This is a genomic window from Pontibacter beigongshangensis, from assembly GCF_014332515.1.
Lineage (GTDB): Bacteria > Bacteroidota > Bacteroidia > Cytophagales > Hymenobacteraceae > Pontibacter > Pontibacter beigongshangensis.
The window spans coordinates 23,949-37,270 of record NZ_VFSD01000024.1 but is presented as its reverse complement, the minus strand read 5'-3'; the positions used below and the strand labels follow the sequence as shown (position 1 = coordinate 37,270).

Annotated in this window: 8 protein-coding genes; 1 reads left to right on the top strand and 7 read right to left on the bottom strand. The window is 52.9% G+C overall.

The features are described from left to right. Positions 1-7 precede the first annotated feature (7 nt). Entirely contained in the window at positions 8-595 is a 588-nt protein-coding gene (locus tag FJM74_RS17780; RefSeq protein WP_187263991.1) for a uracil-DNA glycosylase family protein, read from the bottom strand. A 753-nt stretch (positions 596-1,348) separates the two neighbouring features. Here FJM74_RS17780 and FJM74_RS17775 point away from each other — a divergent pair. Continuing rightward, positions 1,349-1,885, top strand: coding sequence for a hypothetical protein (locus FJM74_RS17775; RefSeq protein ID WP_241739230.1), 537 nt, complete (start codon positions 1,349-1,351; stop codon positions 1,883-1,885). Between the two features lie 45 nt (positions 1,886-1,930). Here the strand turns inward: FJM74_RS17775 and FJM74_RS17770 are convergent, their stop codons facing one another. From FJM74_RS17770 to mfd, 6 genes are all read right to left on the bottom strand, one after another. Beyond that, on the bottom strand, positions 1,931-2,395 hold the full coding sequence (locus tag FJM74_RS17770) for a hypothetical protein (RefSeq protein WP_187263989.1): 465 nt from the start codon (positions 2,393-2,395) through the stop codon (positions 1,931-1,933). A gap of 371 nt (positions 2,396-2,766) precedes the next feature. Beyond that, positions 2,767-3,591: a hypothetical protein gene (locus FJM74_RS17765; RefSeq protein ID WP_187263988.1), complete on the bottom strand. Its 825-nt coding sequence runs from the start codon at positions 3,589-3,591 to the stop codon at positions 2,767-2,769. A gap of 164 nt (positions 3,592-3,755) precedes the next feature. Next, on the bottom strand, positions 3,756-4,163 hold the full coding sequence (locus FJM74_RS17760) for a response regulator (RefSeq protein ID WP_187263987.1): 408 nt from the start codon (positions 4,161-4,163) through the stop codon (positions 3,756-3,758). A gap of 21 nt (positions 4,164-4,184) precedes the next feature. After that, entirely contained in the window at positions 4,185-7,253 is a 3,069-nt protein-coding gene (locus tag FJM74_RS17755) for a PAS domain-containing protein (RefSeq protein ID WP_187263986.1), read from the bottom strand. A 248-nt stretch (positions 7,254-7,501) separates the two neighbouring features. Continuing rightward, entirely contained in the window at positions 7,502-9,130 is a 1,629-nt protein-coding gene (locus FJM74_RS17750; protein ID WP_187263985.1) for a PAS domain-containing protein, read from the bottom strand. A 592-nt stretch (positions 9,131-9,722) separates the two neighbouring features. Further along, a complete protein-coding gene (gene mfd, locus FJM74_RS17745; protein ID WP_187263984.1) occupies positions 9,723-13,100 on the bottom strand; it encodes a transcription-repair coupling factor in 3,378 nt (1,125 codons plus the stop codon). Positions 13,101-13,322: the final 222 nt, after the last annotated feature.

The window sequence follows — 13,322 nt, the reverse complement described above, 5'->3', positions numbered from 1 at the left end:
AAATGAATTATAAATGTGAGCGCACAAGTTGCTGCAGCACCGGCACCGCCTCCTGCTCAAACCACGGATTCCGTTTTACCCAAAACTGGTTCCGGGGCGAGGGGTGGGGGAGCGGCATGTAGGAGGGCAGGTACTCCTGCCAGTGCGCCACGGTTTCGGTGAGCGTGGGCCGAGCGCGGTTTCCTAAAAAATAATCCTGGGCATACTTGCCTACCAGGAGCGTTAGCTGCACCGCCGGCAGCTGTGCCAGTAGCAACTGGTGCCAGTGGCGCGCGCATTCGGGCCGGGGAGGCAGGTCGCCACTCTTTCCTTTGCCAGGGTAGCAGAAGCCCATCGGAACAATGGCAATTTTTGTTTCGTCGTAGAATGTTTCCTCGTCCAGGTTCAGCCATTGGCGCAGGCGCTTTCCGCTTTGGTCGTGCCAGGGTATGCCGCTGGCGTGCACCCGGGTGCCGGGAGCCTGCCCCACTATCAGCACACGGGCGCTGGCCGATGCTCGGAGCACGGGCCGTGGCCCTAGGGGCAGGTGTTCTTCGCAAAGGCGGCAGCTGCGAATCTGCTGCAGCAAAGCATCGAGTGGAGAAGTAGCTGGCATGGTAACTGCAAAGATACATACTCCTTGCCAAACACGGCGCAGCCTGGCACAAGTCTCCTGTACAGAACCTGAGCTCTGGGAAATAGCTGGTTGTTTGTTATGCTTGAAGTGTAGAATTCATCCCGGCAATCTAAACATAAGGAGCAGCATGGGCCAGGTAACAACAAACAAATTATTCTAATGAAAAAGCCCCTCCGGAGCCTCTGCTGCTCCGAGTGCTGACCGGCTGCCCAGTTATCATGTAACAGCCAGTAATTATTCTAATGAAATAGGCCCTCCGGAGCTCATTTTGTAAGGAAAAGCAGGTCGCTGGTGCGAGCTTGTCGCTCGTAACAAATGGTCCTTACGGCTACAGCTTAAAAGAATGGATCTATAAGAAGCTGCTTTGGCCCCTTCTGGAAAGGCAGGGGTATGAAAGTACGAGCGGCAAGCTCGCACCAGCGCAAAATTCAGGAAACAGAAGCCTTGTTTATTCCTGCAAGATGTTCTCCGGAGGTTCTGCTGCTCTTGTTAAAAGCTGAATTTTTTATCTGAATCAAAATTTACGGCATGTAATCCATCTCCACTTTCCCAAATCTTCGAATATCCAAATCAACCATTTAATCATCAACAAATAACAACCAACAACTAAATCAGCCCCTCCGGAAACTCTGCTGTTCCTGCGGCTAACTGTTAACTTTATGGTTGGCACAAAGTATAAGCAGAAGTATGGTACGCACCTTGTTTATTCTATGGCTTTTGATGTTGAGCGTTTTGCCGTTTTCATGGAGTAGGGCGCAGGAGGCATTCAAAAACTCTATTACGGTAAAAGCATTCGGGCTTTCGGTGCATCTGAAGGAGAGCCCTTATCCGGAGATTTTCCCTAATCGGCTCGACAGCAAAGGTTACACCACCATTAATTACGGCGGCATAGTTGGGTACGACCGCTTTGTGGTGCGCAACGACCTGAGTGTGCGGATGGAGCAGGGCTTGTATGCCGATTGCGCAGAGTCGATGGCCGGCTTTACGCATATCGGGTTTCGGGGTAAGATCTTCCGGAAAGGCAGGCACTCCGTAAACGGGGGCATTGGCCCCACGCTGGTATATCGCCGCGACTGGAACCGGCTGGAAGGTTATGTAGACAATGGCTATTTTAACAGACGGGGCGACTGGCAATACAAGTTTTACTGGTACGGGGGCGAGTTTGAGTACAATTACCAGCTGTCGGAGCAAAACGACCTTTCGCTTACGTTAATACCTGGTATTCCGGAACTGGTGTCTTTCGGCATTGGCTTCAGGAGGAGGTACTGAAGCATAGCGGCAGAAAAAAGACCAGATGCTGATCTGGTCCTGATATTAGTGTCTGCTACGGCGGTGGTCTTCTTCTTCCCAATCTCTGAACTGCCTGTTATAGCGCCTGCGCAGTTCCTCTTCGCGTACGATAAAATCGTCCTGCTGCCAGCGGTCGCTTGGGTATTGGTGGTGCCTGTTATAGTTGTCCTCCTGGCGCTGCTGCCTCGGGTCTCGCTGCTGCCTGTACCGGTTCTCGTACCATTGCTCGTACTGGTCCCGCTGCTGGTCGGCTTGCTGCCGTCTGGTAGGGTGGGGGCGTTGCTGATCCCAGTTGTCGCCGTCGTTCTTAAAGCGCTTGCGCTCGTCAAGCTCTTCGTGCCGATAGCGGTGCAAAGGAGGCACCGGCTCGTTCCACCGGCTACTGAAATCGTTAAAGTGCTCTTCGTTATCAGGCCTTGGCCGTCGGTTTCTGGAGCCTTGCTGCCATCTTTCCTGATGGTTTCTGTGGTCTTCTTCCTCGTAGTGCATCCTGGTTCTGTTTAGGTTCAAAAATATATGCCAGCTTCAACTTCCCTTTTTGTACGAGTGCCTTTTAAGGATGTTCAAGTGTTGGGCAATTGTTTAGGATTCTTAGTAAAAGTGCTGTTTGGTTTTATAAGTAGTTTAAATATAAGGCAATAAGAAATGGCACGCAAATACCAGGGGGTAGAATTAATTCATTATTTTATACTAAATATTTGAAAGTCAGAGGTAAGCAGGGCGTGCTGGAATTTTTGTGTGGTGCAGGTTACAGGGTACAGGTGAGGCCGGTTACCCCCTCTGCAGCAGTACGGGAAAAATAAAGGGAACCGACACGTATGTACCGGTTCCCTTTATTTTAATAATGCCTGGCTACCTGCTTATCTTCTGTAGCGTTGGCTTCTGTCGGTATCATTGTAGTAGTCATCGCGGCCGGAGTCTGTTTCGTCGGCCCAGCGGGGGCCGCCTTCGTAGCCTCTGTCGTAGCGCCTGTCGCGGTAAGGCTCGGAGCCCATACGTACGCGGTCGCTTCCTTTCTCGGGGGCCTGGTAGCGGTAGTGCTTGTCCTGGTAATCCGGGTCATCGGCGTGCATTATATCGTTCCAGGTATCGCGTATGCCTTCGCCCATTCGCTGAAAAAAACCGCGGTCGTCGTGGCGCCGGTCAGGATCTTCGTCTGGTGAGTAGCGGTTTTCGCGGTACCAGTTGTGTGAGCCGCTGCCGTAGCGGTAGTCGTCTTCTTTGTAGCGGCTTCGGGAGCCGGGCCCCTCACGGTGCACATTGTCTTTTTGAGAAGGCGGCTCGTTGTAGTTGCCTGGCTGAGAACCAACTCCGCTGCTATAGCGGCCCTGGCTGCCGGCATAGTTGTCGCCGTGGTTCAGGTAATTGCGTTCGTTGCGGTAAGCACTGTTGCGGCTGCTGCCATAGTGGTCTTGCTGCCGTATGTTTTGCCCCTGGGGGTAGGAGTTGCCGGTTCCGCCCCGGTTATACGAATTGCCGTAATTGCTTTGGTCGCGGTCCTGAGCGCCTCTTTTATTGGGGCCTGTATGGAAGAAGGTGCTTTCGCCCCACTCCTGGTACCCTGGGTTTTGGTGCCTCTGGGAGGTTGGCTTTCGTTCCTGGTCTTTTCGGTACAGATCCCGGCCTATGCGTTGGTTATATTCGCCACGGTCGGTGTAATTGCTGTCTCGCTCGTTGTTTTCCATTGTTTTATTTTTAGGTGTCAGCTTTCTGTTTAACCGCCTGTTGCGGATTTCTTTTTACGGCTATAACACGCTCAGAGTTAAGGTTGCCACGCTAAGGTGTTGTGTATAAGCAGAAAGGCGCCCCTGTGTGGAGGCGCCTTTCTGAAGAGCGAAACAGTAACCGGCTAAAAGTATTCTGCTATAATCTCCCGCACATCGGCCTCGGCCAAAGGCTTGGAGTAGTGCCTGCGTACCTCCGGGTACTTCTTAAGTTTTTCCAGGTCGTAGAAGCTTGCAGAAGAGGTCAACATAAGCATTACGATACGGTCCTTATCCTGTTCATCAAATTTCTGGTACTCGTCCAGAAATTCAAAGCCATCCATCACAGACATTTTTATATCCACAAAGATCAGGTCCGGATAAGGGAAGTCTCTGGCTCCCTGAAAGGCTTGCGTCAGGTACTCCAGTGCTTTCTCTCCGTCTGTCACCACCCGGATATCATCGGCCAGTTCCATGCGCGATAGGAGCCGGTGGTTCAGGTAATTGGTGGTGTCGTCGTCGTCTATTAGCAGAATAGTTTTAAGCGGCTTCATATGTTTTATTTTACTGGTATGTTAGACTAAATCTTTCTTTTGGTTGAAGTACAGGTAAAAAGTGGTGCCCTCATTCAGCGTGCTCTCTATATTAATGTAGCCCCCACTATTGGTAAGTAACCTGTTTACGATGTATAATCCAAGCCCGGAGCCATTAACATGATTATGAAAACGCTTAAACATCTGAAACAGTTTGTTCTGATGTTTGTTCATGTCTATTCCCATGCCGTTGTCCTGCACCCTGAGTTCTATAAATTCGCCTTTAACGGCTGTGCTGAGGCTGATTTCTGCCACGCGCGTATGGTCGCGGTATTTTATGGCATTGCTGATTAAGTTATAAAAAATGCTTTTCAGGTTTGCCCTGGAAAAAGCAATGACCGGCGCCTCACTAAAATCTGTGGCCAGGCGGGCGCCGGTGTTTAAGATGGTTTCCTGAATACTCTCGAGCACATCGCTGGTAAGCTGCTCCAGGTTAACGAGCTCCAGGTCGCGCGCATCGTTCTTCTGCACCTTTACCACCTCCGACAGTTCATGGATGGTGTTATGAATCTGGCGCAGCGATTTGTTGAACATGCCGATCATCTTTTGCGCATCCGGGTCTCTGAACTCGATGTTGCGGGTAAGCTCCTCAAAAATGCCGGCCATGTTTATAATGGGCAGCTTGAGGTCGTGCGAGGCTGTGTACACAAAACTGTCGAGGTCGTAGTTCATGCGTTTGAGCTCCAGGTTTTTCTCCAGCAGCTCCTCTTCGGCTTTTTTATGGTCTTCTATGTCGGTGCAGGTGCCAAACCATTTCACAATGTTGCCCCTTTCGTCGCGCATGGGCATGGCTTGCGCCAGGAACCAGCGGTAAACGCCATCGTGGATATTCTGGAAGCGGTATTCGATCTCATAGTATTCGCCGGTGCGGAGCGAGTGCTGCCATCTTTCCCAGGCTGGCTTGCGGTCGTCGGGGTGCAGTACCTCCTTCCAGGTAAAGCCTATGCTCTCGGCCAGCGACATGCCGGTATACTCTGTCCAGCGCTTGTTAAAATAGTCGTGGTAGCCGGTAGGGTCGGTGGTCCAGACGATCTGCGGAATAGACTCGGCCAAAAAGCGGAGTTGCTTCTCCGACTGCTCCAGCTCTTCCTGTAGCTCTATCTGGTCGTGTATGTCGGTGGCTGTGCCAAACCATTTGGTTATGCGCCCCTGCTCATCGCGCATAGGCATGGCGCGGGCCAGGAACCAGCGGTAGGTGTCGGTATAGATGTTGCGCAGGCGCAGGTGCAGGTTGTAAGGCTCACCTGTGTGTATGCTTTGTAGCCAGGTAGTTACGGTTGTCTGCCGGTCGTCGGGGTGCAGGGCGGGTCTCCAGCCAAACGCAAGGCTTTCTTCCTGACTCATGTGGGTGTATTGGTACCACCTTTTATTAAAGTAGTCGATGTTGCCATCGGGGTTGGCGCTCCACACGATCTGGGGGATAGACTCGGCGAGGAACCGGAGCTTCCGGGAAGTCTCTTCCAATGCCAGGAGTGTCTGTTTGTTGTCTTCGATATCGGTATGCGAGCCAACCCATTTGGTTATAGCGCCAGACTGGTCGCGGATAGGGAGGCTGCGGGCCAGAAACCAGCGGTAATTGCCATCTCTGGCCGATCTCCAGCGGCTCTGGCTGGTAAAGGGTTCGCCGGTGGCCAGTGAGTGCAGCCACTGCTGCTTGGCTGCTGCTGCATCGTCCGGGTGAATGAATTTTTCCCAGCCCCAGTCTTTCATCTCCTCCAGGGTAGAGCCGGTGTAGTCGAACCAGCGGTGGTTGTAGTAATCTACCAGGCCGTCGGGGGTGGCGGTCCAGGTCATGAGCGGCAGCGACTCCATAATGTGGCGGCTGTGCGCCACGCTTTCCTGTAGTTTCTGCTCTATCCGGCGCCGTTCGGTTATATCGAGCATGGCACCGATCATGCGTACGGGCTTGCCGGAGGCGTCGTGCATCACATACCCGTTGTCCTGAATGGTAAGGTAAGTGCCGGAGGCGCACCGGAACCGGTACTCGTCCTGCCAATAGGTGTTGCCGCTTTCTATAACTGTATGAATCAACCGTTTTACACGCGCCGCATCATCGGGGTGCATTCTGGATGTCCAGGATATGGCGGTAGGCTCAATTTCTTCTTCCTTGTAACCGAACAGGTTTTTAAAGCCGTCGTTCCACCAGATGGTGTCATCCTCCAGGTTCCAGTCCCAGATCACATCGTTGGTGGCCCTGGCAATAAGCTCAAAGCGCTCGTTGCTTTCCTTTAGCTTAGATTCCTGTGTCTTCTGCCGGCTCAGGTCTATCATGGTGCCGACCATGCGCAGAGGCTTGCCCTTGTAATCGTACATAATGTAGCCATGGTCGAGCACAGGTGTGTAGGTGCCATCTGCTTTCAGGTAGCGGTACTCTCCGGTCCAGAACTTGCCTCGGGCCGCTATGGTGGCATTGATACTGTGGCGGGTTTTCATCACATCATCGGGGTGCAGGTGCTGGTCCCAGATTTTGAGTTCGTGCACCAGCGGGTCTTCCGTGTAGCCAAACACTTCTCTGTAAGCCTCGCTAAACGTTAACCTGTTGCTGGCGATGTAAGCTTCCCACACGGTGGCGCCAACTGCTTTGGCCATGAGCAGCAGGTTCAGGTGCCCTGCCTGCGACTCTTTTTCCCGGTTAATCTCTTCTGTAACTTCCCTGATTTCGTGGAGCAGGTAGGCAACCTCTTCTCTGGCATCCAGCACAGGTGTAACAGAGCCCTTCCAGTATAGCTCTCTGGAGCCATGGGCCCCGGGCGCCCGGAAGTTGTAAGGCAGCACAGGCAGCTGGCAGGTTTGTTTCTGCTGTATGGCGCACCGGCACGCCTCCTGTAGTTCTCTTCGGTAGCCCGTATGACCGGTCGCTGCATTTTCCGGGAAAACCTGAAAGTAGTTGTGGCCTATAAGCGCTTCGCGGGGTTTTGCTGTAGCTTCCAGAAAATAGTCTGTGGCAGCCAGTATCGTTAGGTCAGTAGCGAATGCCACACACCGGGTAGGCATTGCCTGGAAAAGTTGCTCAAAATTAACGCTATGCTGAAGGACAGGCTCGTTTCTCATGCTTTATGGTAAGTGGTTAAAACAAACGCATAGCTGCCTAAAGTGTTTTAAGTCCGGGTTTAAAAATTTTGTTGTTTGTACACATATTTAACTGCGTACTTTTGTCTTTAGCTGCTGCCACGGCGCTTCGGCGCATGCACCCTCCGAAGAGTTGGCCCCCTAGTTGCGGATTATTCTAATGAAAACAGCCCTCCAGAGCTGCTGCTCCTCCTGCCGCAGTACCCGATAAAAATCTGAAGGGCCCTGTTTTATGGAGAGGAGGAGAGGTTTTGTTGCTGCAGGGCAAGCTCCAGCTCCGCGATTTTTTGTCTGGCCTGGATCAGCTCGGTTACTTCTATGGCAGAGATCAGCACGCCCTCTGTATGGCCCTCGCTATCTGAGATAGGCTGATACTTAAAGTTAAACCAGGCATCGGCGAGTTCCCCGTTCTGTTGCCTGTCTATGACGAGCTTGTAGGCCTCTATCTGAACGGCTTTTCCCTGGTGGTACACGTAGCTGAGCATTTGGTGGAAGTCGAATTGTTCCAGCTCCGGCCATATTTCCCGGGCAGGCCTGCCCAGGTACCTCCTGTTGCCATACATGGTGTAAACGCCTGGGGTAATAAACCGGCAGATCTGGTCTGGCCCCTGCAGCAGGCAAAGATTAGCCGGCGAGAGCTTCAGAATGTTCTCGAGGCGGCGGTCGCGGCGCTGTATCTGTTCCATGGCCTGCTTTTGCTCATCAATGTCGGTATAGGTGCCGATCCAGAGTTTTATGCTGCCCTTCTCATCGTACAGGGGTTCGGCCCGCTCCAGAAACCACCGGTACTGGCCATCTATGCTGCTCCTGATACGGCACTCTCTTTCATAATAGCCGCTGGTCAGGGCATCGTGCCAGGCGGTAATAACATGGGCAGTGTCTTCCGGGTGTACCACACTGACCCACCCTTCCGTCTGCCCCTGAAGCATGCCGGTGTAGCTGTACCAGCTCTGGTTAAAAAAAGAGATTTTTCCGTTGGGGTGGGCCGTCCAGGCCATATGCGGGAGGGCCTCCAGCAAACCATGGAAACGCTTGTCGCTCTCTCGGAGAGCCTGCTCCGCCTGTTTGCTTGCACTCATGTCGATCATGGAGCCTATCATCCGGACGGGCTTTCCGTGACTGTCGTAGATAAGAAAGCACTTATCAATAACATGGGCATACTCGCCGCCTGCTTTGGCAAAACGGTACTCCATGGTTAAAGTGGTGGCGCCGGTCTTTTGGGCCTGCTCCATGGCCTTGAGGGCCCCCTGCAGGTCGTCGGGGTGCACGAGTTTGTCCCATGCATCGCCTTCAGTGCCTAACTCCTGTGGCGTGTACCCGAATACATCATAGAGGTTGGCACCCCAATAAATGACATCCTGCTCGATGTCGAGTTCCCAGTTGGCCGCATGAATGGCACTGGAGAGCATTTTCAGGTGCTCCTGGCTATACAGGTTGCTTTGCCTTTGCCGAACATGTTCTGTAATGTCGTGTGTTTCGTGCAGAATATAGGCCATTGCGCCCGTCGTCTCATCAAAAACAGGTGTGTTGGTGGAGCTCCAGTAGCGTTCTTCAAAACTGCTGGTGGAGCCGTCGTGGCCGTTCACCACATCATACCGGATGGTGGGCATTTTGTGGGGCTCCCGGTACTGCAGCACATGCCGCAGCGACTGCTCCAGTACCTGCAAGGATTCTGTTCTGGAAATTGCCGGATTGGCAGGGAAAGCCTGCAGTACATGCTGCCCCACCAACTGCTCCCGCGAGGAGAGGGCAGCCCGCAGATAAGCATCGGTCGCATCCAGTATCACCAGATCACAGTTCAGGACCAGGTAAAGCCCGGGTAGCGCACGGAAAGTTGGCTTTAGGTAAGTAGTGTTCATTGATTTTAAGTTTGTAGTCACAGCGCGTAAGTATTTATCCTTGAATTTTCAGGAATAAATAATTAATTTAAATAAACTATATCAGAACAGCAAGTAAAATATACGGCCTGCTCAAGGCTTTGCTTTAGCAGCAGTTACTACAAGCTGCTGGTGGCCGGGCCCGAAAAATTGCCATGCCTTTGTAATTTGTTGTGTGGCAGGTGAGTTAGCGGCCTAATGGAGTGGAGTAGCTTTTGGGCAAATGAGAGCAGGGCAACGAAACAGGCAGGGAACTAAGTTCAGCCATGTTACGGAGAGGCTGAAACTGTTTACTGAAAAGTAGTATCGGCCAATTATTCTAATGAAAATGCCCCTCCGGACGATACCTGCCTTGCTGCTGCTGTAGACGATAAATACTTGGTGTTTGATGATAGACTTTACCTGAAACGATATAAAAAATTGCCTGCTTGCCAGAAGAAAGCAGGCAATTTTTTTACCCCGGCTGTTCCTTCCCATCTCCAAACCAACCAACAATTTAACAATGCAGCCATTTAACAATTACCGTATCAGCACATTGTTGTTGCGCACATAAAATCTGCAGGAGCAACTTTGGCTAAGAGGTGGTTGGTACGGGTACTGGCACGCCTATTTCGTCGAACACTTCTTTGGCATCGGCAACCGCACGGATGTCTTCTACGATCACGATCAGCTTGTCCTTGGCTTCCTTCAGGCGGGAGCGGCGGGAGTGCTGCTGCACGTACTTCAGGATGTTGCCAAACACCTCCGACTGAAAATACTTGTCGTTGTTGGCCGTTGGCAGGTAGCCTTTCAGGGTTTCTTTTTTGATGGTGAGCTTCTCGAAGCCGAGTTGCTGTGCCTGCCACCTGAGCTGCACGATCTCCACAAGTTTCTGCACCTCCTGCGGCAGCGGCCCAAAGCGGTCTATGATGCTGGCCTTCAGCTTTTCGAGCTCCTGCAGGTCTTTGGTGCTGTCTAGTTTGCTGTAGAGGCTGAGGCGCTCGGAAATGTTGCTCACATACGTATCCGGAATCAGCACTTCCATGTCGGTTTCTATGTTGCAGTCGCGCGCCGGCTCTATGAACTGCTCCATGTTGTCGCCCAGGAAGAGGTCGCGGAACTCGGTTTCTTTCAGTTCCTTGATGGCATCGTCGAGCACCTGGTGGTACATTTCAAAGCCCAGGTCAGAGATGAAGCCTGTCTGCTCGCCACCCAGCAGGTTACCGGCCCCCCTGATGTCGAGGTCGCGCATAGCGATTTTAAAGCCTTCGCCCAGGTCGGAGAATTCTTCGAGGGTGCTCAGGCGCTTGCGGGCATCGCTTGGCAAACCCGAAACAGGTGGCGTGAGCAGGTAGCAATAGGCTTTTTTGTTAGACCGGCCCACACGCCCGCGCATCTGGTGCAGGTCCGAGAGGCCAAACATGTGTGCCCTGTTGATGATGATGGTGTTGGCATTTTCGATGTCGAGGCCTGACTCGATGATGTTGGTAGACACGAGCACATCGTACTCGCCGTTCACGAACTTCATCATGCGCTTTTCGAGCTTCTCGGGGTCCATCTGCCCGTGCGCGAAGGTTACTTTGGCATCAGGCACAAGGCGCAGGATCATAGAAGTGATTTCCTCAATGTCCTTTACGCGGTTGTGCACAAAAAACACCTGCCCGCCGCGCTTCATTTCCAGCACAATGGCATCCCGGATCAGGACCTCATCGAATACGTGTAGCTCTGTTTTTACGGGCTGGCGGTTGGGCGGCGGCGTGGCAATCACAGAAAGGTCGCGGGCGCCCATGAGCGAGAAGTGCAGCGTGCGCGGAATAGGCGTGGCGGTGAGGGTCAGCGTGTCCACGTTCACCTTCATCTCCTTCAGCTTGTCCTTTGTTTTCACCCCGAACTTCTGCTCCTCGTCGATCACCATCAGGCCGAGGTCCTTAAACTTCACGTCTTTGCTCACGATGCGGTGCGTCCCGATCAGAATATCGACCTTGCCCTCGGCCACGCGTTTCAGGGTTTCCTTGGTGTCTTTGGCGGTTTTGAAGCGGTTGATGTAGTCAACGGTTACCGGGAACTGCTCCAGCCTGTCGCGGAAGGTGCGGAAGTGCTGCATGGCCAGAATGGTGGTGGGCACCAGCACGGCCACCTGCTTGCCGTCGCAGGCGGCCTTAAAGGCGGCGCGGATGGCCACTTCTGTCTTGCCAAAGCCCACGTCGCCGCACACGAGGCGGTCCATGGGGTGCGGCTGCTCCATGTCGTTCTTCACGTCTTCGGTGGCTTTGCCCTGGTCTGGGGTGTCTTCGTAGATAAAGCTCGACTCCAGCTCGGCCTGCAGGAACCCGTCGCGGGTAAACGAGAAGCCGGGCGCTGCTTTGCGTTTGGCATAAAGCGATATCAGCTCGTGGGCAATGTCTTTTACCTTGCCTTTTACTTTCTTCTTCTTGTTCTCCCACTCCGGCGACCCCAGTTTGCTCATGCTGGGCGGGCCACCCTCTTTGCCGCTGTACTTGCTGATCTTGTGCAGCGAGTGGATACTCACATATAGCAAATCATCGTCGCGGTACACTAGCCGGATCGCCTCCTGGAGCCGACCGCCCACTTCTACTTTCTCCAGACCGGCAAAGCGGCCGATGCCATAGTCTACGTGCGTTATGTAGTCGCCGGGCTGCAGCGAGCGCAGCTCCTTCAGCGTCATGGCTTTGGACTTGGAGTGCCCGGTTTTGGCCTTGTGCTGGTAGAAGCGGTCGAAGAGCTGGTGATCGGTGTAGCAGGTAACCTTCAGGTTCTGGTCTATGAAGCCTTCGCGCAACGATACCGGCAGGTGCTGAAAACGCACATCGTGGTCCAGCTCATCAAAAATCATGGTGAGGCGGTTGATCTGGCGCGGCGAGTCCGTGGCGATGATGTTTACGAAGCCCGCACCCTGCTGCTCGTGCAGGTCTTTTACCAGCCGCTTAAAGTCTTTGTTGAAAGAAGGTTGCGGCTTGGCCTGCAGCTGTATGATCTCAGCCGATTTAAAGTGGAAACGCTTGCCGATCTCTACCACGTTAAATGAGTCGAGCAGTTTTTTGAATTGTTTCTGCGTCTGGAACAGCTGCTCCGGGTCCGACACAATCTGCATGCCGCCGCTGCCGGCCATCATCTTTTGGAATGCATGGGATGCTTTGTCGAAGTACTCCTCAATCACATCGAGCGTCAGGCGGATGTCTTTGAACCAGATGTTCGTGTTATCAGGCAGGTAATCCAGGAAAGCCTCGCGTGTTTCCTGCAGCAGCTTTGTCTGTACGTTGGGTATAATCGAAATGGCCTTCTTCGTCTCCACACTCAGCTGTGTGTCGGGGTCGAAGGAACGGATACTTTCAATCTCATCGCCAAACAGCTCGATGCGGTACGGCAGGTCGTTGGCGTAGGAGAACACATCCACAATGCCGCCGCGCACGGCATACTGGCCTGCTTCGTACACGAACTCTGTCCGCTCAAAGCCATACTCATTCAGCATCTCCGCCAGGAAACCCGAGTCAAGCTTTTCGCCTACCTTGGCGCCCAGGGTATTTTCTACCAGCGATTTTTTGTTGATCACTTTCTCCGTGAGCGCCTCCGGGTAGGTCACGATCAGTTCGCCTTTGCCGGTTTTCTGGTTGAGGCGGTTGAGCACTTCGGCCCGCATGAGTATGTTGGCGTTCTCGGTTTCGTCGAAGCTGTAGGGGCGCTTGTAGGAGGTAGGAAACAGCATGACTTCCTTCTCGTCGCCGAGCAGGTTCCGGAGGTCGGTGTAAAAATAGGCGGCCTCCTCTCTGTCGTGGAGCACAAAGAGTTGGTGCTGTTTGTTTATGGTATATACCGCCGAGGCCAGCACCGCATCCAGGCTGCCGGTAAGGCCTTTGAGTTGCAGGCGGTGCGCTTTGTTCTCCTTCAGCCGGTCGGCAATGGTTTGCACCACGCTGTCGAGGCGGTACAACTCTAAGAAATCTTTAACTTTCAAGTTATTCTGTTCCTTTGTTAAATAAGACACCGGTAGCAGGGCACGGAACTTTAAAGCAGTATTGTTAACCTGTGCCACAGGTGATTAAGCTACCAGTTTATTTTGGTTCTTCTGTGCAAAGATACGACATCTTGCTGGTTTATCAGAACTGGGAGCAGCAGGAGAAGGTTGTGTGTTTTAAGTCAGATTGCGAAGAAATTATCCAAAGAAACAATATAATAT